This window comes from Winogradskyella sediminis (genome assembly GCF_003387355.1).
Taxonomy (GTDB): domain Bacteria; phylum Bacteroidota; class Bacteroidia; order Flavobacteriales; family Flavobacteriaceae; genus Winogradskyella; species Winogradskyella sediminis.
This window is the reverse complement of record NZ_QUNH01000002.1, coordinates 1,152,504-1,177,006: the sequence shown is the minus strand read 5'-3', so window position 1 is coordinate 1,177,006 and position 24,503 is coordinate 1,152,504. Positions and strand designations below refer to the sequence as shown.

Here is a 24,503-nt window from a genome sequence, read left to right as displayed (position 1 = left end):
TTTAAAACTGTATTGTAAATGTTGTCCCTTCATTAACTTTACTCGAAACTGCAATGGTTCCTCCCATAGCTTCTATTTGGGTCTTGGTCATATATAAACCAATACCTTTAGCATCTGGATGTCTGTGAAATACTTGGTTAAGACCAAATATTTTATGACCATGTCTATCTAAATTGATACCCAAGCCATTATCACTGATTTTAAGAACTACTTGACTGTTATTAATAGCTGATTCAATATAAATCTCTGGAATACGATCCTTTGATCTATATCTTAATGTATTACTGAGCAAGTTAAGAAAAATACTTTCTAAATAAATTTTATTGTAATTAATTATTGGAACTTTTGAAAAATCGGTCTTAATTATAGCATTGGTTTCAATAATTTCACCTGCTAAAATTTCGGTAGTGGACTTTAAAACATCGTCAAATTTAATATCTTCTCTTTCTTTCTCATGATCACTTCTAACTTTAATTGCTTCTACTAAAGTGTTTAATGTGGTTGTAAGATGATTGGTAACCATCTGAAATTTCTTAACTAAAATTGCTTTTTCTTCCTCATCAGAATCATTATAAAACCCTAAAAGTGCATTGAGATTACTTACTGGAGCACGTAAATTATGTGATGTAATCTGAGCAAAATCTGCCAATTGTGTATTTTGAATTATTAATTTCTGAGCTAATTTTTCTAAATCATTTTTTGCATTTATAATCTTTAATTTTGCTGATTTTTGAATTGTAATATCTCTAATGGCTGCAGAAATTAATATACCTTCTTCAGTTTTTAGAGGACTTAAACTTACTTGAATAGGAATTTCTTTACCTTCTTTGTTTTTTCCTGTAAACTCTTTTATATTTTCTACTCCTAGTGAGCTTAAATCTCCATTCTTAAAAATTGTATTTGACTGCAAGTCTGCATTTCCAGATAACTGATTAGGTATAAGAACCTCTACAGATTCCTCAAATAAATCATCTGCAGAATACCCAAACAAGCGTTCTGCCTGTTTGTTTATAAGTTGTATTTGTCCTTTTTCGTTAACAATAACCATGGCATCTGGAGCCGACTCTAAAAGTCCTCTAAATTTATTTTCAGCCATTCTTTGAGCTGTAACATCTTGGCATGTACCAAATATTTCAGTAATATTACCATGGTGATCTGTAATTACTTCTGCGCGTATTTGTACTATTTTTTCTGTACCATTAGCCAACTTAATTCTGTGAACGATATCCTCAAATATTTTATCTTTAAAAACCTTTTCACGGTGTTTAACAACTAATTCAAGGTCTTCTGGATGAATACAGTTAAAGTAGGTGTCATAATTTATTTCTGCATCTTCATTTAAGCCAAGAATACAAAACATGTATCTAGAATATTCAACTTTATTATTCACAAAATCTGACCGCCAATTGCCCATAAGACTCAACTCTTCAGCAAAACTTAATAATTGATTTTTTCTAATGATTTCAAGCTCTGCTTTTTTACGTTCAGAAATATCTGTTGACACTCCCAAAAATCCTATTTTCTCTCCTTCACTATTTTTAATGGCGGTTAATGTTAATTCTACAGGAAATGTAGAACCATCTTTTCTTCTGAAAGTCCACTCTCTGGTATCAAAGGCATTATTTTTAGCTATTTCTAAATAAGGATCAAAACCTTCTAAATCTTTATTGTATTTTTTTGCAATGTCTATTCTAAAATTTTCCAATTCTTCTTCGATGTGAAAAATTTCCGGTTCTTTAATGCCTACAACCTCTTCTTTTTTATAACCGAGTAAAATTTCAGCACCCGAATTAAAGTGATTTAGAATCCCGCTATTATCCGAAGACATTATCGCTATAGGTCCTGAATTGAATATAGCCTTTAGTTGTGTATGTGCTTCGTATAATTTTTTCTCAGCAGCTTTGGAAGCAGAAATATCTTGACAGGTACCTATCATTTCTACAATATCACCATTTTCGTCAGTAATCACCTCTCCTAAAAGCTCTATATATTTTTCCTTACCATCACCTGCAATAATGCGATGGGTAAATACATTGAGTCGTTTATCGTGTTCTATATTATTAAAGTACGCAGTAACGATATCTCTATCATCAGGATGTACAAAGTCAAAATACGTTTGAAAACTTAATTCTCGTATCGTTTCATCGAGTTGAAAAATTTTATATAAGCTATCAGACCAGCGAACACAATCTGCTACCGTATCCCATTGCCAATTGCCCATTAAGGTGATTTCTTCGGCAAAATTTAGTAATTGATTTTTTCGAATTAATTCGTTCTCTGTAATTTTTTTCTCTGTAATATCTGTTGAGACACCCAAATACCCAATATGGTTACCTTCTTCATCCTTAATGGACGTTAATGTTGACTGCACAGGTAAAAGGCTTCCATCTTTTCTTAGGTAATTCCATTCGCGCATATCAAAATCATTATATTTTGACATTTCTAGTTGTGCATCAAAGCCTTCTTCATCTTTGCCATAACGCTTTGCTATATCTGCCTTAAAAGCATCTAATTCAGGTGTTAAATGAAATAACCTTGGAGTTTCCTTTCCTATGACTTCGGAAGCCGAGTATCCTGTAAGAATTTCGGCACCTGGATTAAATTTATTTATGTTACGATCTAAGTCTGTTGTAATAATGCCTATTGCTTTAGTGTTAAATATAGCGTTCAATTCTGCATTTGCCTTTTTTAATGCTAGCTGTGAGAGTTTTCTATTATTAATATCTTGCATTAACCCATATAGTCTAACACTTTTCCCATTAACGCTTTCTATTTGGCAAATTGAGCGTACCCATATCACCTCTCCTTTGGTATTAACCATTTCTAACTCTAGATCATAGGGTGTGCCGTCATTTATAGCAGCATTCAGTGCTTTAATAAGTGTGTCCCTACTTTTTCCTTCTTTATAAAATTGAATCCCCTTTTCTGTACTTATTTTATAATCTTTTGATATACCATGTATGTCTCGCACCGCATCGCTTAAAAAGGATTTATTATTTACTAAATCAACTTCCCAGGCTCCAATTCTTGCCACCTCGTTAATTTTATATAATATATCTTTTATACGCTTATTTTTAGTTTCATTGTTTTTTAAATTCGTAATATCACCAGTACTTATTACGATACCACCAATAGCACCTTCAGTATTATACCAAGGAATGGTGTCCCAATATACCCACTGTACAGAACCATCTTTTCTAAAAAAAGGAGCTTCATCACAACGGTTTTTTTCACCTTTAAGACAACGTCTATTTATTTCTCGCCATTCTTCACTAATCTCCGGAAATACATCATAATGTAATTTACCAATAACCTCTTCTCCTTCCAGTTTAAATACTTTAATCCATTCTCTAGAAACCGAAATATAACGTAAATCCTTATCTAGCATTGCCACAGGTGTTGGAAGTTGCTCAATAAACATCTGATTAAAAAATTCACTAGATTCAATATTAGATTTTAACCTCTTGAGCTCAGAAATATTTTGAGACAATTTTTCTTCAGATGCCTCTAAAGATGTATTAGCTCTCTTTAAAGCCTTATTTCTTTCAAATAATTTTCGGGTGATAGGCATCACCATAAATAAAAATTGACCTAATACAATAAGTAAAGCAATACCAACAAATAAGTAAATATTTGTTTTTAATCTTTGTAAATGGTCTTCGGTAGCTTTTTGATATTCTAAGACTAGAATATCGGTATTAAGTAAATATGGCTCTTCTAAACTAGAGATTAGATTAACGTCGTTTTGCAAATTGCTTTTATCAGAATTTTCAACAATACGCATTCCTGCTGTATAGATGCCTTCTTGATATTTTTCATTAATTAACAATAAAGAATCAATGGTCTTATTTTTCCATTTATCTTTATTAATGTCATGGAGGTAGCGATGCCTCGTTTCCCATTCTGTTAATATAGAATCTAAAGTCTTTATATACTTCTCATTATTCTCTTCAACCTCGTTGTAGTTAATTTTATAGGCTAATTTTGTTAAGTTCTGACTTAACATACGTTGACGACCAGAAACATTTATTAAATGGGCATCCGTAATTTGAGAATTTATACTATGCTGAATAAAAAGCAACATAGCAAGAATTATTAAAATAAATGTAGATACAAATAGTAGGTATTTATACTTAATCGATTTCTCTAATATTTTCATTTATCTTCCTTAAATCAAACCTAGTCTTAACCAACACAATATAACACCATATTTGGTGCTTTCTTTTAAAATAAAATTTCTGAAAATCTACAAGCCATATGCTCGAAAAAGAAAATATAAGTGATTAGAATTGGGGTGTTAAATTTTTATAATAAAATGTTAAAATACAAAAAATATTTTACTACAAACATTTAAATCTTAATAACAGGATTAAAATTACAAATTGTAATAAAATTTATATATACGTGAAATTAAGAAAGTTAGACTTAAAATAAAAATAAACACACAATATATTATAAAATTTGAGTTCTTTGGTTATTGAGTATTAACTAAAGCTAAACAAACATGAAATATTAGTGTTTTTGTGGTGAAAAATTTAATTAATATTTAATTTAAAAGAGGATCAAGTTATTTTATATACATTCAAAAATTATGTAGCAATAAAAAATGCAAATTCTAAAAAGAATTTGCATCGTTATACTTCATCTTAAACTTGCTTTTGAAGTGTCTTATTTTTTGATTTGAGAATGGCTAATTGTTTTTCTAACAAGGTAATTGCTTGCTCTGTTTTGTAACTAGACTTTGAAGCAAAATCTTCTAAATCTTGTTTTAATTTTTCTTTGCCAGATACAGCGGCTTTAGATAAATCTTCTTTTACTTCTACAAAATCAGAAGTTATTTGATTTTTAATTTCTTTCCCTTCTTTTTTAAGTTTTTCTCTTGTTACACTTCCTTTTTCTGGTGCCAATAAAACTCCTGCCGTAGCTCCTAATATGGCACCTAATACTAATGCTCCTTTATGTATCATAACGTATTTTTTTTTGATTAAACATGTGTTGTACATTATACGTCGTGAAACCTATAGTTTTGTTACAAACAAATTATTACCAGTGATTTATAAATCATCTATGCTGTTCTAAATTTACTTTTTTCTATATATAATGACTAATACACTAACTTGTCAACAATAGCTTTAACTGGAAGAATTTTATGAGTATGTTCAATACTAGGACCTGCAACCCAAACGGTTTTGTAGGTCGCCTTTTTCGCAGCATTTTCAGTAGCTTTCATACCTATAGAAAAACGAATCATTTTTACCCATTTCTTTAAACTCTTGTTTTTATTTAATAGATTTTCTAGCCAAGTAGCTTTTGTGCCAATTTTCTGAACATATGGAGTATTAATCACTGTACATGGTGTGCCAGAAATACGTTCGGTCATAATAATGTCTTTAGCTCCATATTCTACACATGCTTGTTTGTACTCTTCTGTGACACCAGCTTCTATAGACGCAATAAAAGGACTACCTACAGAAACTCCTTCTGCACCATAGCTTAGCATTTTATCTATATCAGCCTTACACCCTACGCCTCCTGCTGAAATTACAGGAATTTCTAAGGCTTTACTCAATTGATTGGTTAATTCTTTTGGTGATAAATTTCCTCTATGTCCACCAGCTTCATTATTTACAGCGATAGCAGCATCTGCTCCTAAATGTTCTACTTTTTTGGCAAATTTTAAATCGGTAACATCGCAAAACACCTTAATACCAGCTGCATGTGCTTGTTTAATCGTTTCTTCTGGACTTCCTAATGAGGTGATAATAAAGTCACAACCTTCTTCACAAAGTACTTCTAGTTGACCTTTGTACTTAACGTTAGATTTGTTAACAATTAAGTTAAATCCAAATGCCCCTCCTTCAACTTTATTTTTCTTCAACGTTTGTATGGCATCTCTTAATTCTTCTAAAGTTCGGTAATTTAATGCCGGAATACAGCCAGCTATTCCGGATTTCATGGCTTCTGTAACCATCGCAACATTAGAAACCAAAAACATTGGTGCCTGAATCACTGGGTGTTTGATATCGAGAAGTTCGGTTAGTTTAGTTTGCATACATTATTAGTTTATTCAAATATATAAAAAAATATTATGCATGCATAACACTTTTATTCTAAAAACTGATAATATCCACATTTTAGATATGCACCTTCTACAAATGAAATTGGATGATCAATATCATGAGTAGTTTTCAAGAAGGTTTCAAAAAGTCGCGATTTAGAATTTAAAACCTGAGCATTTAAATCAAAAAATGATTGCGCCATAACTCGAGAAGAACATGACGCCAAGACCAAAAGCCCTTCTTTTGCGGTAAGCTGCTCTCCGAGTTCAGCTAGCTGTGCATATTTCTTTTTAGCTAAATCAATTTCGGATTGTTGTTTTGCAAAACTTGGAGGATCTATCACCACAACATCATAGGTTTTCCCGTTCTGTATTAAAGATTTCATTTGGGCAAAAGCATCTCCAGAAATGGTTTTATGCTTTCCAGAATAATTATTTAGTTTTCCATTTTGGCGTGCTATATCTAAAGCTTGTTTACTAATATCCAAACTCGTAACCTCAGTAGCTCCATTTGCTAAGGCATGTACTGAAAATCCACCTGCATAAGAAAAGACATCCAATACCGTTTTATTTTTACTTAATTTTCCAACACGTCGCCTGTTATCTCTATGATCTAAAAAGTAGCCTGTTTTATGCCCTTTTATAACATTAGCTGAAAAATTCACGTCATGTTCTACAAATTCTACTACTTCATTTTCAAGTAAACCATACACAACCTCACCATCTTTTATAGCGTGATTCTGACTAAGCTTTAAACCTCTACTTAAACGCATTACAATAGTCTTGGATTTAGACACCTCCTGTAAACTTTTCAAAATGGAATCTAGATAAGGTAACCAAATTTCTGAATATAATTTTACGACTAAGACTTGGTTATACACATCTGCAATTAAACCCGGAAAACCGTCATTTTCACCAAATAACAATCTATAACTATTAGTGTTGGTTTGAAATAGCTCTAAGCGTTTATTAAAAGCTAATTGAATTTTCTGATAAAAAAAAGCTGCATTGATTTCAACTTTGGTTTCTGCTTGATGAATCATCTTAATTCTAATTGGCGAATGAGCATCGTATAAGCCAAGGCCAATAACTTTGTTTTTATTTTTGCTGAAAACAATTGCTAAATCACCTGTTTTAGCATTATCATTAATTTTAACAATGCTATTTGAGAAGACCCAAGGATGTCCCTTAACGACAAATTGTTCGCCTTTTGCATTGAGTTTTACAGCTAAGCGTTTGGGTTGCAGGCTTGATTTTATATGATTTGAAAATGACATTTATAATTTGAATTTAGTCGCTGTGAAAGTACAAAAATTGAGCCGTCGTTTCGAGCAAATCGATGCATTCTGATTAATATTAGAATATTTTGAATAATATTGCATCTTTAAATCTGACTCTGAAACTTTAAAAATAAAAAAACGCAACCAAATTAATGATTGCGTTTTTTAACTTATGGTTTAAGTGACGTCCCAAATTAAATTCGAGATCTAGGAATCACTAAAATTTTCTAAGAAAATTTAGTTTACCGCTTACTTCACTTCTTCAAAATCTACATCTTCAACATCACTATTCTCGTCAGCGGCTTGTCCTTTAGCACCTGCTCCTGCATCGGTTGGTCCACCTTCTGGCGCTCCTCCTTGTGCTTCTGCCTGAGCTTTATACATTTCTTCACTTGCTACTTTCCAAGCTTCATTGATTTTCTCTAAAGCTGGCTCGATAACTGCGATATCTTTAGTTTCGTATGCCTTCTTCAATTCTTCAAGAGCCTCTTCAATTGGCTTTTTCTTATCATCAGATAACTTATCTCCAAATTCTTTCAGTTGACTTTCAGTTTGGAAAATCATAGAATCTGCCTCATTTAATTTTTTAGCATTCTCTGCTGCTTTAGCATCCGCTTCTGCATTAGCTTCAGCATCTTGCTTCATTTTTTGGATTTCCTCTTCTGTTAATCCAGATGATGCTTCGATTCTAATATCTTGTGATTTATTTGTTGCTTTATCTGTTGCAGATACTTTGATGATACCATTAGCATCAATATCAAATGTTACTTCAATCTGAGGTGTTCCTCGTCTTGCTGGTGGAATACCATCTAAGTGGAAACGACCAATTGTTTTGTTATCTGCTGCCATCGGACGCTCACCTTGTAAAACGTGAATCTCCACAGAAGGCTGATTATCTGCTGCTGTTGAGAATACTTGCGATTTCTTAGTCGGAATCGTGGTATTTGCCTCAATCAACTTCGTCATTACATTACCCATAGTTTCAATACCAAGAGATAATGGTGTAACATCTAATAAAAGAACGTCTTTTACATCACCTGTTAATACACCACCTTGGATACCTGCACCTAAAGATACAACCTCATCAGGATTCACCCCTTTACTAGGCGCTTTACCGAAGAACTTCTCTACTGCTGTTACAACTGCTGGGATACGTGTAGAACCACCAACCAAAATGATTTCATCGATATCAGATTTTGATAAACCTGCTGCTTTTAATGCAGATTCACATGGTTCGATTGTACGTTTGATTAAATCATCAATTAACTGTTCAAATTTAGAACGTGTTAAGGTACGTACCAAGTGTTTTGGTCCACTTGCTGTAGCCGTAACATAAGGTAAGTTAATCTCTGTTTGAGAAGAAGAAGATAATTCTATCTTCGCCTTTTCAGCAGCTTCTTTTAAACGTTGTAAAGCCATTGGGTCTTTACGTAAGTCCATATCTTCGTCAGCGATAAATTCTTCTGCTAACCAATCAATGATTCTTTCATCAACATCATCACCTCCTAAGTGCGTATCTCCGTCTGTCGATAATACTTCAAATACTCCATCACCTAATTCTAAGATAGAAACATCATGTGTACCTCCACCAAAATCGAATACTACGATTTTTTGATCTGTACCTTTTTTATCCATTCCGTATGCTAAGGCTGCTGCTGTTGGTTCGTTAATAATTCTACGAACTTTTAAACCTGCAATCTCACCAGCTTCTTTTGTAGCCTGACGTTGTGCATCGTTAAAATATGCTGGTACTGTAATTACAGCTTCAGACACATCTTGTCCTAAATAATCTTCAGCAGTTTTCTTCATTTTCTGAAGAATCATTGCTGATAATTCTTGAGGTGTATATAAACGTCCATCGATATCTACTCTAGGAGTATCGTTATCACCTTTAACCACTTTATATGGTACACGCTCTGCTTCGCTTTTAGACTCAGAATACTTATTCCCCATAAAACGTTTAATAGAATAAACGGTTTTTGTTGGGTTAGTAACGGCTTGTCTTTTTGCTGGATCTCCAACTTTAATTTCACCACCTTCAACGAAAGCGATAACTGAAGGTGTTGTTCTCTTACCTTCAGCGTTTGGGATTACAACAGGCTCATTACCTTCCATTACAGAAACACAAGAGTTAGTTGTACCTAAATCAATTCCAATAATCTTACTCATAATTATATTTGTTATTTGTTTTCCGCTTTCACGGAAATTATAGTGTTATTAATTTTAAACTCGCTAACTAATAGTCAATGATTATGCCATGACAAAAAATATGACATGATGTCACTTTATTAAATTGTTACCTCATTATTATACGCAGCAACAATAAGTATACATCTACGTAACATTCTTAAAAGTTTCTTCATTCATAGATAATATAGAGTACATCATTTAGACATGTTTGGTTGATAATTTCACAACAACTAAAAACAACCAAACATTATGAAACACATTTTACGTTTACTATTACTCTTTTTTTCATGCCTAGCAAGTGCTCAACTGAACACAGGAGACATGGCATTTACGGCTTTTCATGCCAATGACGATGACGATTTTGCGCTAGTGACATTTGTTGATATACCAGCCAACAGCATTATTTATTTTTCGGATAAGGAATGGACAGGTACCTCATTTAATTCTGGCGAAGCCAATTACGAATGGCAAACAGGATCTAGTATTATTTCTGCCGGAACCATTATTACGTTTTACACTATAAGTGCCACTCCAAATGTGTCACACGGCACAATTGTGGGTTCTCCTGGTGGAATTTCAGCATCATCTGAAGCTATTTTTGTTTATCAAGGTATCGATGTAGATACACCAACAACCTTTATAACAGCTGTTGCCAATTCTGCCTCTGCTTTTGATGATGGTGCAGGAACTGGATTACTTGGCACAGGCCTCTCGTTTGGCTCTACAGCTATAACCTATGCTAACGGAACCTCTTTGGCTGATTACAACGGTCCAAGAACAGGATTTACCGCTAATGGTTATAGAGTTGCTTTGAATAACATGAGTAACTATAATTTTGAAAACAATGCAAGTATACCATTTAATACAACTGCATTTGATATTGCTACTACAGATACCAATCCTCCGAGCGTTGCTAATGTTTCTGTTTTAGACCAAACCACATTGAAGATTGTCTTTACAGAAGAAGTTACTCCTGTTACAGCTGAAACTTTAGCTAACTATGTATTTAGTCCTGCGTTAACTATTAACACGGTAGTTTATGACAATTCCACGTTAACTGCAACTATTACACATGATGGTTTTACAGAAGGTTTAGCATACACAGTTACTGTTAATAATATTGCAGATATCTTTACTAACATTCAATCTACAGCTTATGTCAGTGAAGATTTATTTTACAATGCTTTAACTACAGGTTTAATTATTACTGAAATAATGTACAACGCACCGTCTGATGATTCAAATGCACTTGAGTTTTTAGAAATATACAACACTAGTAGTGCTTCAATAAATTTAGGAGGCATCACGGTTAATGATGAAGGTAATTTCAACTTTGTTTTTCCTGAAATAGCACTTAACGCAGGTGATATAGTATTACTAGCAACCGACAAAGCAAGTGCCGATGCGTTTTATGGTGTCTCATTCTTAGATATGCCCCAAGCGATTTCTAATGCTTTAGGTAATGGAGGAGAATTATTAGAAATTAAAAACTCTGAAGGTACAGTGATTTCACAAGTGGAATATAGCGATGACGCTCCATGGCCAACAATTGCAGATGGAGATGGTCCTTCTTTAGAATTATTAAACCCTAATGCTGATTTTAATGAAGGGACTAACTGGGTACCAGCGACAAATTTAGTTGGTTCATCTTTAGGTGATGAAGTATTTGCTTCACCTGGAATATACAGCCCAGTTACTAACATTATACCACAAGTCAGTTTTTCTGAAAGCACATTTGTAATCAATGAAGATGGTACAGCTATCAATGTTACAGTAGAATTATCTACAACACCTAGTAGTGCGGTATCTATAGATATAAATTTGGTTACTGAATTATTAACTGCAACAGAAACCGATGATTTTACGTTCACTACTCAAACCTTAAATTTCCCTGCAAATGCTTCAGAAGCTATGAGTATTTCTATTCCTATTATAGATGACAGTGATGCTGAAATGGATGAGCTTTTTATTTTAGAATTATCAAACCCTATCAATGCAACTATTGGTAGTCATAGTTCTACAGGAGTATACATTTTAGATAATGATATTAATGTTGCTATTCCATCAAACGACTTAGATATTACATATCTCTCAAGTTATTTAGTAGATGGATCTGGATCTGCCGAAATAGTAGCTCATGATCCTGTATCTGAACGTTTATTCGTTTTAAACTCAACAGGTCAAAAATTAGAAATCTTAGACTTTTCTGATATTAATGCCGTTTCAACAATAAGCTCTATTGATTTATCGACTTACGGTGACCCAACAAGTGTAGCATACATGAATAATATAGTTGCCTTAGGAATTTCTAAAGGACCTCTAGAAGATGGTGTAGTTGTATTTTGTGATGTAAATGGTGATATTCTTTCTACTGTAACAGCAGGAAACCTACCAGATATGGTTGGTTTTACACCTGATGGATCAAAACTTTTAGTAGCTAACGAAGGCCAACCAAATGATGACTATACTGTAGATCCTGAAGGTAGTATTTCTGTTATTGACGTCACTGGTGGTTTAGAAAATATTACACAAGCTGATGTTACTTCTATTAGCTTTAATAGTTTCGATAGTCAATTAACTACACTTCAAGCTGCCGGTGTTAGAATCTTTGGACCAAATGCTTCCGTATCTCAAGATATGGAGCCAGAATATATTACGTTTTCAAGTGATTCTCAAACAGCATACGTAACGCTTCAAGAAAACAATGCTATTGGTGTTATTGATTTAACTACTAACACTATTACAGATATTTTACCTTTAGGTTTAAAAGATCACCGTTTAGAAGGCAATACTTTGGATGCTTCTGACGATACCGATTTTATTTTCTTAGCCAATTGGCCAGTAAAAGGAATGTATATGCCAGATGCCATGGCGTCTTACGAAGTTAGTGGTGTTACTTATTTAGTAACTGCCAATGAAGGTGATGCTAGAGAATATGATACCTTTGAAGAAGAAGAACGTGTAAGTGACCTAAACCTAGACCCAACCGTTTTTCCAAATGCAGAATTCTTACAATTAGATTCAAATTTAGGACGCTTAACTGCAACGAATGCTAATGGTGATTTAGACGATGATGGTGATTTTGATGAAATTCACGTTTTAGGATCACGTTCTTTTAGTATTTGGAATGCAAGTACTGTAGCTTTGGTTTTTGATAGTGGTGACGATTTTGAACGCATTACTGCAAATGACCCAACTTATGGATCTTTATTTAATGCAAGTAATAGTAACAACAACTTTAAAAATAGAAGCGACAATAAAGGTCCTGAACCAGAAGGCGTCACAGTTGCTGAAATTGATGGTGAAATCTATGCATTTATTACTTTAGAGCGTGTTGGAGGGTTTATGACCTATAATGTTACAGACCCAAACAATCCTGTTTTTGAAAAATATATTAATAATAGAGATTTAGGTGAAGACGAAGGTGGTGATTTAGGACCTGAAGGCATAATCTATGTGACTCCAGAAAATAGTCCAAATGATACAGGATTAATTATTATGGCTAACGAAGTAAGTTCAACATTAAGCTTCTATGCACTTAATAATAACACTTTAAGTACTGATGAATTTACTTTACAGTCTGAAGCTTTAAAAATGTTTCCTAATCCTTCAAAATCTAACCAAACGGTATACTTTAATAAAACGGTATCTGTTTCACTATTTGATATTCAAGGTCGTGAAATAGTGTCTAAAGAAAATACAATGGATTTTCAATTGCCAACTTTAACTGCTGGCACCTATATTTTGAAAACAATAAATGGTGAAAGCTTTAAGCTTTTAATTAAATAAATCTGCTAATTTATTTCCATGAAAAGCACCTTCATTTGAGGGTGCTTTTTTTTATGGTAATAATTCATTTCATTTTCATTTAAAAGTAAAATCTTAATAATATATAAAAAGGGCATGCTGTTTGATAATAAATAGCAATACATTAGTAATTAATTAAATTTTATATCATCATGAGAAAAATAGCCATTTTATTATTTGCACTTACTTTTATATTAACGTCTTGTACAGGTGACCAAGGCCCACCTGGTTTTGATGGACAAGATGGATTAGACGGAGTAAACTTTGTGGGACAATCGTTCGAAAGAACAATTGATTTCTTGCCTGAAAACAACTATGAAGAATATATAGTTATTCCAAGCTCAATCGATCTCTATGATACCGATATGACTTTAGCTTATATACTTTGGGAACAAGATCCTGTTACTGGTAATGATGTTTGGAGATTAATACCTCAAACTATTTTTACAGATTCTGGTGAATTATTTCAATATAATTATGACTACAGCTTTGATGAAGTTCGATTATTTATAGATGCACCAGCAAACTTCGATTTTAATAACTTATCAACGGCTGCCACGTTGAATCAAACCTTTAGAATTGTGGTTTTACCTGTAGATTTTGTGAATAGTACTAATTTAGATATCACAAATTATGATGATGTTATGGAATTCGTTGAATAAATACTTGAAATTTTAACATTATATCTTAAAGCTTGGAATCAATTTCAAGCTTTTTTTTATTTTCGAAATTACCAGCTTTAAATGAACATCTACCTATATTTGCAGTAAACAAAAACGATTTCTTAGATGGAGTGTATTTCAGTTTTCGACATGCTAAAAATTGGTGTAGGACCATCGAGTTCTCACACTTTAGGACCATGGCGAGCTGCCGAACGTTGGATTAAAGAGTTAAAAGATAAAAAACGCTTTGATAAAGTTGAAAAAATAACGGTAGATCTTTATGGGTCTTTATCACTAACAGGTAAAGGTCATGCTACAGACTTTGCTGTAATTTTAGGTTTAACAGGTGCAGACCCAGAACGAATGCCTATTGAAGACATTAACACTATCATTGACGATGTTAAAACGACTAATGTTTTAATGTTTAATAATGAACGTGCTATTCCTTTTGATTTTAAATCCAATATTGTATTTAACCGAAAATCACTACCCTTCCATTCTAACGGCATGGTTTTCACTGCTCAAATCAATGGCAGAAATTACAGATACACCTACTACTCTATTGGTGGTGGGTTTGTTGTTCAAGAAGAACGAAAAGTCGCTAAAGCCAATAAAATAATTTTCTATTGTACATTTCCATATCCTATAGCATACGGAGAAGAACTACTTAAGTTTTGTGAGCAATTAGATTTACCTATATCTGGAGTTGTTTTAGAAAATGAAAAATCGATTAGAGACGAAGACTCTATAGATTTTGAATTAAAACGCATTTGGAATACCATGTTAGAATGCATGTATACAGGATGTCATACTGAAGGAAATTTACCTGGTGGACTCAACGTTAGACGACGTGCTTTTGATATGCATAAAAACATTATAGGTTCTTATTCTTATGAAACGCCACAAGAATGGCTAGAAACCATAAGAAAAACAGAAGTTAAATTTCGTCAAATTTTAAAATGGGTCAGCTGCTTTGCTTTAGCGGTTAACGAAGTTAATGCTTCTCTAGGGCGTGTGGTGACCGCACCTACTAACGGAAGTGCCGGAGTAATACCCGCTGTATTAATGTACTACTTGGTTATAGAAAATCATGATGCAGATTTCAAACACATTAAAAAATTCCTTTTAGTCGCTAGTGAGATTGGTAGCATCTTTAAGAAAAATGCAACAATTAGTGCTGCAATGGGTGGCTGTCAGGCAGAAATTGGCGTCTCATCTGCTATGGCTGCTGGTGCTTTATGTGAGTTATTAGGTGGCACACCAGAGCAAGTTTTAGTCGCTGCAGAAATCGCTATGGAGCATCATTTAGGCTTAACCTGTGACCCAATTGGTGGCTTGGTACAAATTCCGTGTATTGAACGCAATTCTATGGGAGCTATAAAAGCCATAAATGCGGCCGAACTAGCTTTAGATACCGATCCTAAAAATGTAAAAGTACCTTTAGATAAAGTGGTTAAAACCATGTGGGAAACCGCAAAAGACATGAGTTCTAAATACAAAGAAACTTCTGAAGGAGGATTAGCTGTAGGTGTTCATTTAACAGATTGCTAATTTATAGGTTATCTTAGCTGCAACTCTATTTAAAGAATTCGGTAAAAATACGAATGTCAAAATATTGATTTCATAATTTTATGGCTTGAATTAAACCAAAGCTTAACAAATCTCTTTATTTTTACATTCAATTAATAGAATAACGATGTCAGTAGCAAAAAAAGAATATAAAAGAATTACCGTTAAAAGTCTCGTTGATATGAAATCTAGAGGCGAAAAAATATCCATGCTTACAGCTTACGATTATACTATGGCAAAAATAGTAGATGGTGCTGGTATAGATGTTATTTTAGTGGGTGATTCTGCCAGTAATGTTATGGCTGGGCACGAAACTACATTACCTATAACTTTAGACCAAATGATTTATCATGCCTCTTCCGTCGTTAGAGCCATAGATCGCTCTTTAGTTGTGGTTGATTTGCCTTTTGGTAGCTACCAAAGTGATCCTAAAGAAGCCTTACGATCTGCGATTAGAATTATGAAAGAATCTGGTGGCCATGCTGTAAAAATGGAAGGTGGCAAAGAAGTTAAAGATTCTATAAAACGTATATTAAATGCAGGAATTCCGGTTATGGGTCATTTAGGTCTCACACCACAATCAATATATAAATTTGGAACTTACACTGTAAGAGCTAAAGAAGAAGAAGAAGCTAAACGCTTAAAAGAAGATGCCTTAATGCTTGAAAAAGCAGGTTGTTTTGCAATTGTTTTAGAAAAAATACCCGCTACCTTGGCTCAAGAAGTTGCAGAGAGTGTTTCTATTCCTGTTATTGGTATTGGTGCAGGATCTGGTGTAGATGGACAAGTTTTAGTGCTACATGATATGTTAGGGATGACGCATGAATTTAATCCTCGTTTTTTACGTCGATATATGAATTTGTACGAAGACATGACCAATGCTATTGGACAATATGTAGATGATGTTAAGTCTGAGGATTTCCCAAATGATGAGGAACAATATTAATTTAGTTTGTGAGATACTTAGACATTATTAGACTACTTAGATAGCTAAACTTAAAACATGGCTCATAAATTTAAAGAATTGCAGATTTGGAAACGAAGTAGATTATTCTGCTCTGAAATTTATGCTATTACTTCAAAATTTCCAGATTCAGAAAAGTTTGGTCTAACCAATCAATTGAGAAGAGCATCCGTTTCAATTCCTTCAAATATAGCTGAAGGATCCTCTAGAAATTCTAATAAAGGTTTTGCTCGATTTTTACAAATATCAATAGGTTCTGCTTACGAAATAGAAACTCAGCTACTTATTTCTGCTGATTTAAATTTTATTTTAGATAATGAACTCCAATCATGCCTTTCGGAATTAGGTGAAATTATCAAAATGATTTCAAAATTTAAATCTACTTTAATTTAATATTTTCTAAAAGTCTAAAGATCTAAACATCGAATACTCTATAATGTCTAAAAAAATCCTTTCCAATAAAAGTAACCTACAAGTCATCTACGAGGATAATCACATTATTGTAGTCAACAAACGTGCTGGCGATATTGTGCAAGGAGATAAAACAGGAGACAAACCCCTAAGCGAGGTGGTAAAGTCTTATTTAAAAGACAAGTATAAAAAAGAAGGGAATGTATATCTTGGTGTTGTCCATCGATTAGACCGACCAACGACGGGAATTGTAATGTTTTCAAAAACAAGTAAAGCGCTACCTAGGCTCAATAAATTATTTGCAGAAAAAACAGCTAAAAAGACCTATTGGGCTATTGTTAAAAATGAACCACCAAAAACTAATGGTACTTTAATTCATTGGTTAAAAAAGAATCCTAAAAACAATAAGTCAACAGCCTTTAAAAAAGAAATTGAAGGTAGTAAAAAAGCTATTCTACACTATAAGGTTATTAAAACACTAAATAATTTCTTTGTCTTAGAAATAGATTTAGAAACGGGTAGACATCATCAAATCCGTGTGCAACTTGCGTCTATAGGTTGTCCGATTAAAGGGGATTTAAAATATGGATTTAATCGCAGCAATAAAGATGCGAGTATCAGTTTGCACGCCAGAACCCTACGATTTATACATCCTGTAAAAAAAGAAGAAATATACATCACGGCACCTTTACCAAAGGATGCGCTTTGGGATGCGTGTATAGACTAGTCCATTTTATAAGGATATTTTAAGGTTAGTACAGTACCCTTATCTACTTTAGAGTTGAGCTGAAATGTTCCCTTTAATAATTCTACTCGTTTCTCTATATTAATCAGCCCAGATCCTTTTTCGGCCTTATCTAAATGAAATCCCACTCCATCATCTTCAACTTTTATATCCAAATGGTCTTCCCAATAATCTAGAGACACATGTATATGTTCCGCTTCAGCGTGTTTTAAAGTATTTGAAAAGAATTCCTGAAGAATTCTAAATAATATAATTTCATCTTTTTTATTCTCAAAACTCACCTTTTTTCCTGAGATCGATAAGATAGCTTTAATCAGACCAGACTTATTTAAACGTGCGATTTCATTTTTTAAGGTAGCTTCAAAACCTAAATTTAAAATAACATCACTATTTAAAGTTCTAGACAAAGCTCTCACCTCTTCTAATGTGCTTTTTAGAGTGTCCGCTGCACTATTAACCTTAATCTTAGCCTCACTGCTCACTGCAGTTAAAACGGCATTCATTTGCATGGTAGACATAACTAGCATTTGCCCAATATTGTCGTGTAATTCTCTACCAACATGTTTTAAGGTTTCTTCTTGTATTTCTTGCTGGGTTTTTATGAGTTCTTCATCAAATTTTTGTTGTTGCTTTACTTTATCTATTAAAAGTTGATTTTTTCGTTTTTGAAATATTATGAAGAAAATAATGATTAGTGCACAGATAACAACTAAAACACCCACCATATAAACCAATAAATATCGTTGTGCATCTGAAGTTACTATTTGGTCTCTGGCTTGCAACATATTAAAGCTATAGAAAGGGTTAAGTAAAAGATAATATTAACGGATAAATAAATTTGCCATTTTAGAATAACGAAATTCCAATCTGCAGTAGAAAAATAAATTTCGTAAAAAACTATAGGAACAATAAGTATACTCCACAATAAAAAACAAGTATTGATATAAAAATATATAGATTTATAAAATTGAAAAATTAAATTACTCTGTAATATTTCAACATAAAATACGGACGAACACACTAATATCATCCATAAACTCAAAACAGCTACAAATGAATTTAATGTAGTAAATAACAAATCAAAATTAAAAATCCCATAAAGAACAAACAATATTACATACGTTATAAAACAGTATTTTAAAGCTATTCTGAAACGAGGATTACTACTAATTTTATAATTGACATAAAATAAAAAACACACAACACCTCCAAACCATAATATATTAGATAACCAATAGTTTTTTTCAATCAATGTGCCTTCGATTAAATCAAATTTATTCAAGCTCTTTAAGTATTGTGGATAACTATGAAGTAAATCAATAAAAAATGCAAAAACTAAAAAATAAATTAAAAATTTAGCAGCAACATGACTATACTTCTTAAAAAGAATCAAGCCAATAACTGCTGCTAAAAATTCAACAGAATAAGTTAATAAAAAATAGTTTTGTTTTAAAAACTCTTCCATTAAAACAAATCTATTGTGGATAATTAGCACTTGGTGGATGACCTGTACCTCCAATGTTTAAACCATCTGATTTTTTTAAATCACCGCTTCCTCCTTGCATAGAAAAGAAACTACCTTCAGATGTATTTGCATAACCTGTTGGCACAAAAAATAAAGTGGTTAAACCGGGTTTTTCCGTACTGGTATCGGGATAAGCTCCAAGATACAAGCGCAATCCATCTAAAGTGTTACCATTATCTTTTGCTTGCTGTTTAGCATACGCTAAATAAGCTTCAATATCCTCTAATCTATACCAAGAAGACCGATTGTCTCCAGTTTTAGAATCCTTAAATAAAGAATCATTAATAATTTGATAACGCTCATTATAAGCCTGATCTAAGGTCATAATTTCTTCAGGTGTTATAATTCCTGACGGAGGTTTAATTATTGGTGGGTCTGTTATCATATCACCCTTATTGCAGCAATAAAAATACATAGCAAGTGCACCTAAAATAATTCCAATAATAAGCAATCCAAATTTTTTCATAATCAATGGTTAGTTTTGTTAATAGCGACCGTAAATTATTGATTTTATTTAACATATAAAATTTAAATCAATCGTTTTCATAGAGATTTAATCATTTAGTCTGATATTTAGATAATTACCTGTAGTCTTCTGACTTAGAATGTTTATCGACTTTTCGGTTAACTGAAGAACCCTAGGATAACCTCCTGTAGTTTGGCAATCGCGCATTAAAACGATGAGCTGCCCTGATGGCGTAAGCTGAACCGTACCCGGCAACACAGGTGATGTTAATATCGATTCTAAATCATTATGAACCAAAGGCTCTAGCTGATATGCCATACGATTATTATATTTTGAAACTTGAAACGTACTACTAACAAGCATATTTTGCTGGTAAGTAGTGAGTTTATCAAATTCCGGACCTTTCATTACCTCCAAAGTGTCCTCATCCAAATACAAGTTATCAAACTTTAGCTTTGCGTTTTTAGGAATTATAACATTTGAAGCATTACTCATTTCTAAATAGTCCCCTTTTTGAATTCTGAAGTTATCTGTTATCCCTTTTAGCATACTTCTACTACCTAGCACCATTTCGGATAAAACACCACCTTTTACAGCCAAATACGTTCTAAAACCATTAGTTAATTTTCCAAAAGTCAGCATATCGTTCACATTCACAATAATAGATTTAAACATTACGACGGGTTTACCATTCAATTTAGGACGCATATTAGCACCAGTAATAGCTATCGTTGTGGCTTTTAAAAATAGTAAATCGACACCTGTCATTGTCATTTCTATTATTCCAGCATTTTTAGCATTACCAACAAGCGCATTTGCGAATTGACTAGAATAAGCATCCATAGCACCAGATAAGGGCACTCCATAACTGAGATACCCAAAACGACCTTGGTCTTGAATAGTGGAATAGAATCCTGCTTTTAAAACCTTAATCATGTAATTCTAAAGTTTTGAAATCAAAGTTTAGATTGTTGACTTCGGATTTTATATTTTGATATTCTGATTTTGAAATCGGATCAAATTTTATATGATCACCTGCTTTTATAAAACACGGTGGATGTTGTTTTGGATTAAATAAATCGATCGGTGAATTTCCTATAATATGCCAACCTCCCGGACTGTCTTGTGGATAGATTCCGGTCTGTTGTCCACCGATGCCAACAGCCCCTTTTTTCACCTTCAGATTAGGTGTTATTTTTCGGTCTAAATGCAAGGTTGAATTAAGTCCACCTAAGTATAAAAATCCCGGTAAAAAACCAATAAAATATACCGTATAAATCGTTTCAGAATGTAACCTTACAACAGTATCTTTTGAAAGGTTTTTTACTTTAGAAAAATCATCCAAATCCATTGCAAATTCTTCATCATAACAAACAGGTATTCTAAATGTTTTAGAATTTGTTTTTTTGACATCTCTTTGAATTGAATATAGTTTCTTCAAGTCCAAAATTCTATCATTGACATTATCAATAGCAATTATGCAAATAACTAATATTGAGCTATATGAAGAAATTACTTCAACTGATTGTTTAGGGTAGTTATTTTCAATCACTTCTTTAAAAACTAAGACATCCTGAAGTATGTTTTCATTAATATCCGCTGGCCATTCTATTAAAATAGAACGCTCATTGTATTGCGAATATCGAAGCTGAAAGCTCATGATTTTTTATTGAATTTGAAAATTATTTTTCTTTAAATTATCAGATAAAAACTTTAAAATTTCAATGGCATTATCCGTATCTCCATGCACACAAAATGTTGATGCTTTTAGTGGCACTTCTACTCCACTTATGGACGTCACTTTTTGATATTTTATCATGCTCAAAACATGATTCAAAACAGCCTCCTTTTCATGTAAAACAGCATCATTATTTTTTCGAGAAACCAATGATAAATCTTCGTTATAATTTCGATCTGCGAATGCTTCAAACACAACTTCAACATGGTCTTTTTTTGCTCGTTTAGCGATCACAGAATTATAAGGCGCATATAATTTAACTGAAGAGGAAAGACTCTTAATGACTTCAATAATCACTCCTGCTATTTTTTCATCTTTAGCAGCTAAATTATAAAGTGCTCCGTGAGGTTTTATATGATGTAAAACTGCATTTTCATGATGCAAAACGGTTTGCAAAGCACTTATTTGATCTTTTAGGCTCGTATATAAATCTGAAGCTGAAAGCTCCATAAGCGCTCTTCCAAAATTCAATTTATCTGGAAACGAAGGATGTGCGCCAATTTTCACCTTATAACGCATAGAAAGCTTTACAATAGAGGTCATGCTCTCCAAATCACCTGCATGACCACCACATGCTATATTACAAGATGACAAAAATGGCATAAGGTCCGCCTCGTTACCTATACCCTCTCCTACATCTGCATTAAGATCTATTTGTAACTTATTTTTCATTTTTTAAATCGCATTAAATACACTTAAAACACCTTTCAGACCTAAAAATATAGTAATTACGACTATAATAAGTCCTAACACATTTTGAAGTTTCGAATTAACATTAACTCCTAAAACGGATGATTTATTCATTATCCACAACAAAAATCCTGCAATAATAGGCAATAATAAACCATTAGCGACTTGAGCAAACTTTATGATTTCAATAGATTTAAATCCACTACTAGAAAACACAACTCCCAATACCACGACAATCATCCAAACTGTTTTAAACTTTTTAGATTTTAAATCTGGCTCCCATCCTAAACATCCGCTAGCTACAAATGCAGCAGCCAAAGGCGCCGTAATCGCACTCGTAATTCCCGCGGCAAACAAACCGATGGCTAAAAAGTATTTTGCAAAACTCCCAAATAAAGGCTCTAATCCTAAAGCCAAATCCGATGTATTAGTAATAGGCTGTTTTTGAATGGCTGATGCCGCAATGATAATACACATAGACACCGTTCCGCCCAGAATCACAGCAACCATAGTGTCTTTCCTTGCTAATGGCAAATCATCTTTAGATTTCCATTTGGTCTTCGCTAAAGACGCATGCAAAAAGAGATTGTACAGCACAACTGTGGTCCCGATTAATGCAATAATCGTTAAGATACTACCTTCTGGAGCCACAGGAACCAGGATGCCTGTTAGGATTTCTAAAAAATTAGGCTTTGTAAGAATTGCCGTCGTTATAAACGCGAAACTCATAAGAATCACTAAAAACACAAAGGTTTTTTCCAAAACTTTATAATTTCCGATATAAAGTAACACAAAAGCAATGGCACCAATAATTAAACTCATGATATTGAAATCCAACTGACCGACTTCCCAAATCACATTTCCAACAATAGCCTCCATTCCTAAAGCACCTCCACTGATATTTCCGGCTTCATAAGCCGCATTCCCAATGACGATAGCACTAATAATTAAAAGTAAAGCTACACCTTTTACGATTGGATGTTTAATTTCTTCCCTAATAATTTCAGACAAGCCTTTTTGAGACACGATACCTAATCGCGCTGCCATTTCCTGTAATATTACCGTAGCGAAAATAGATAAGGCCATGGCCCACAATAATGCGAAACCAAAATTAACTCCGGCCAACGTACAAACTGTCACCGTCCCAGGACCAATAAAAGCCGCAGCCACTAAAGGTCCTGGACCTATATTTTTAAAGAATTTTAAAATCATTCTTTCCCTGAATTGAGCGCATAGATCGCAAAACTCCCTAACCAATGTCCGCCTTCATAACTATCACCCACAATACTTGGTAATGAATAGTTAATATGCTTATTCGCTAATTTTTGAAGATGTTTATATTCTGGTAAATCTTTAGCTATAAAGTTAAGACTCCAAGCTCTTGAAAAATTAACACCATCCAAATGCACCAACTTACCATCGGTTCTATCAGATACTTTTCCCACTCCAATTTCAAACCCTTCATTACTAAGCTCTGGCATAAAGTCATTAATCCACACTCTAAATTCTTTTACAGACAACACACGCTTCATTAAGGCGGCTTCCTCTAAACAAGGCGACAAAAAATCAAAACCACTTGGCTCCCATTCTATTGGACAATCCTGATCGTTTTTAAAGAAATCCTTAGCTCTTTTTTCTATTAAAGTCATTAATTTCTGATGCCCAACAGCCTCTCCGTAATCATAAGCAAAACTTAGTCCGAACGCTGTATTAGGATGTTCTCCTACTCTGATTGGATAATTTAATTTTGGTAGAAATTCTAAATACTTCCCAACAATCAGATCCGTCATCGGTTGCAAATTAGCTTCCAGTTTACGCGCTAAAGGATTATCCCACGTGTGCAATTCTTCAGCAAGCTTCAATAACCACGCCCAACCATAAGTACGCTCAAAAGACGAATTGTATTCTCCTTCAAAATAGACTAATTCTTGCGCTATGTTTTCCTTCGAAATATTCTGAAGTAATTTTTGACCAATTTCCGCTCTATTATCTAAATCAGGAAACTCCTTTAGCAAAGACACTAAACTCCAATGCCCATGAACGGCAGAATGCCAATCGAAGCAACCGTAAAATGCAGGATGCAATTCTTGAGGTGTTTTTAAATCGGAAGCACTCCCAATAGTTTGATTGAGCTTATTAGGATATTCTGTGTTGATGCAGTTAATAGGTAATTGCGCTAAGCGATTCGCTTGCTCTACATTTAAACCTAAAGCGTCCTCAACAACAACTGCATCCGATTTACCAGAAGTCTTATTTATTTTATCTTCATTATTTCCGCAATTAAACAAAAGCAGAACTGCCACATATACAACTTGTTTTCTCATGTATTATTAAAAAATATGTTATTAAACTTTTAATTTAAAACAAACAAATCAAATTGCTTTAAAGTAACCACTTA

The 24,503-nt window shown here is 33.3% G+C and carries 19 protein-coding genes; 6 read left to right on the top strand and 13 right to left on the bottom strand.

Annotated features, from left to right (window positions below):
• Nucleotide 1: 1 nt before the first annotated feature.
• The 5 genes from C8N41_RS12510 to dnaK all read right to left on the bottom strand — a co-directional run bounded on the left by C8N41_RS12510 (nt 2) and on the right by dnaK (nt 9,507).
• The gene (locus C8N41_RS12510) at nt 2-4,159 is read right to left on the bottom strand and encodes a PAS domain S-box protein (protein ID WP_115839490.1); all 4,158 of its coding nucleotides are present in this window, start codon (nt 4,157-4,159) and stop codon (nt 2-4) included.
• 487 nt (nt 4,160-4,646) lie between these two features.
• On the bottom strand, nt 4,647-4,967 hold the full coding sequence (locus tag C8N41_RS12505; protein ID WP_170137123.1) for a YtxH domain-containing protein: 321 nt from the start codon (nt 4,965-4,967) through the stop codon (nt 4,647-4,649).
• 137 nt (nt 4,968-5,104) lie between these two features.
• On the bottom strand, nt 5,105-6,052 hold the full coding sequence (locus C8N41_RS12500; protein WP_115839488.1) for an NAD(P)H-dependent flavin oxidoreductase: 948 nt from the start codon (nt 6,050-6,052) through the stop codon (nt 5,105-5,107).
• A gap of 53 nt (nt 6,053-6,105) precedes the next feature.
• Nucleotides 6,106-7,335 (bottom strand): class I SAM-dependent rRNA methyltransferase, encoded by a 1,230-nt coding sequence (locus C8N41_RS12495; protein WP_115839487.1) that lies wholly within the window; start codon nt 7,333-7,335, stop codon nt 6,106-6,108.
• A 252-nt stretch (nt 7,336-7,587) separates the two neighbouring features.
• The gene (gene dnaK, locus C8N41_RS12490; protein ID WP_092447485.1) at nt 7,588-9,507 is read right to left on the bottom strand and encodes a molecular chaperone DnaK; all 1,920 of its coding nucleotides are present in this window, start codon (nt 9,505-9,507) and stop codon (nt 7,588-7,590) included.
• 270 nt (nt 9,508-9,777) lie between these two features.
• Here dnaK and C8N41_RS12485 point away from each other — a divergent pair, with 270 nt between their 5' ends.
• The 6 genes from C8N41_RS12485 to C8N41_RS12460 all read left to right on the top strand — a co-directional run bounded on the left by C8N41_RS12485 (nt 9,778) and on the right by C8N41_RS12460 (nt 17,668).
• On the top strand, nt 9,778-13,317 hold the full coding sequence (locus C8N41_RS12485; protein ID WP_115839486.1) for a choice-of-anchor I family protein: 3,540 nt from the start codon (nt 9,778-9,780) through the stop codon (nt 13,315-13,317).
• A gap of 170 nt (nt 13,318-13,487) precedes the next feature.
• The gene (locus C8N41_RS12480; RefSeq protein ID WP_092447483.1) at nt 13,488-13,997 is read left to right on the top strand and encodes a hypothetical protein; all 510 of its coding nucleotides are present in this window, start codon (nt 13,488-13,490) and stop codon (nt 13,995-13,997) included.
• Between the two features lie 126 nt (nt 13,998-14,123).
• Nucleotides 14,124-15,548, top strand: coding sequence for an L-serine ammonia-lyase (locus C8N41_RS12475; RefSeq protein ID WP_115839485.1), 1,425 nt, complete (start codon nt 14,124-14,126; stop codon nt 15,546-15,548).
• Nucleotides 15,549-15,693: 145 nt separating this feature from the next.
• On the top strand, nt 15,694-16,512 hold the full coding sequence (gene panB, locus C8N41_RS12470) for a 3-methyl-2-oxobutanoate hydroxymethyltransferase (protein WP_092447481.1): 819 nt from the start codon (nt 15,694-15,696) through the stop codon (nt 16,510-16,512).
• Between the two features lie 57 nt (nt 16,513-16,569).
• On the top strand, nt 16,570-16,923 hold the full coding sequence (locus C8N41_RS12465; protein ID WP_115839484.1) for a four helix bundle protein: 354 nt from the start codon (nt 16,570-16,572) through the stop codon (nt 16,921-16,923).
• 43 nt (nt 16,924-16,966) lie between these two features.
• Nucleotides 16,967-17,668: an RluA family pseudouridine synthase gene (locus C8N41_RS12460; RefSeq protein WP_115839483.1), complete on the top strand. Its 702-nt coding sequence runs from the start codon at nt 16,967-16,969 to the stop codon at nt 17,666-17,668.
• Here the strand turns inward: C8N41_RS12460 and C8N41_RS12455 are convergent.
• The 8 genes from C8N41_RS12455 to C8N41_RS12420 all read right to left on the bottom strand — a co-directional run bounded on the left by C8N41_RS12455 (nt 17,665) and on the right by C8N41_RS12420 (nt 24,429).
• Nucleotides 17,665-18,471, bottom strand: coding sequence for a sensor histidine kinase (locus tag C8N41_RS12455; protein ID WP_244266685.1), 807 nt, complete (start codon nt 18,469-18,471; stop codon nt 17,665-17,667). The two genes, C8N41_RS12460 and C8N41_RS12455, sit on opposite strands and share 4 nt — an antisense overlap.
• Nucleotides 18,447-19,151: a hypothetical protein gene (locus tag C8N41_RS12450; protein ID WP_092447478.1), complete on the bottom strand. Its 705-nt coding sequence runs from the start codon at nt 19,149-19,151 to the stop codon at nt 18,447-18,449. The genes C8N41_RS12455 and C8N41_RS12450 overlap by 25 nt, the downstream gene beginning before the upstream one ends.
• A gap of 10 nt (nt 19,152-19,161) precedes the next feature.
• Complete coding sequence (locus C8N41_RS12445) at nt 19,162-19,677, bottom strand: hypothetical protein (RefSeq protein WP_115839482.1); 516 nt, start codon at nt 19,675-19,677, stop codon at nt 19,162-19,164.
• 87 nt (nt 19,678-19,764) lie between these two features.
• A complete protein-coding gene (locus C8N41_RS12440; RefSeq protein WP_115839481.1) occupies nt 19,765-20,613 on the bottom strand; it encodes a 5-oxoprolinase subunit C family protein in 849 nt (282 codons plus the stop codon).
• Nucleotides 20,606-21,337, bottom strand: a complete 732-nt coding sequence (gene pxpB / locus C8N41_RS12435; RefSeq protein WP_092447475.1) for a 5-oxoprolinase subunit PxpB — start codon at nt 21,335-21,337, stop codon at nt 20,606-20,608. Before pxpB ends, C8N41_RS12440 begins: the two co-directional genes overlap by 8 nt.
• 6 nt (nt 21,338-21,343) lie before the next feature.
• A complete protein-coding gene (pxpA, locus tag C8N41_RS12430) occupies nt 21,344-22,087 on the bottom strand; it encodes a 5-oxoprolinase subunit PxpA (protein WP_092447474.1) in 744 nt (247 codons plus the stop codon).
• A 3-nt stretch (nt 22,088-22,090) separates the two neighbouring features.
• Nucleotides 22,091-23,317 (bottom strand): Nramp family divalent metal transporter, encoded by a 1,227-nt coding sequence (locus C8N41_RS12425; protein WP_115839480.1) that lies wholly within the window; start codon nt 23,315-23,317, stop codon nt 22,091-22,093.
• Nucleotides 23,314-24,429 (bottom strand): DUF2891 domain-containing protein, encoded by a 1,116-nt coding sequence (locus tag C8N41_RS12420; protein WP_115839479.1) that lies wholly within the window; start codon nt 24,427-24,429, stop codon nt 23,314-23,316. The genes C8N41_RS12425 and C8N41_RS12420 overlap by 4 nt, the downstream gene beginning before the upstream one ends.
• Nucleotides 24,430-24,503: the final 74 nt, after the last annotated feature.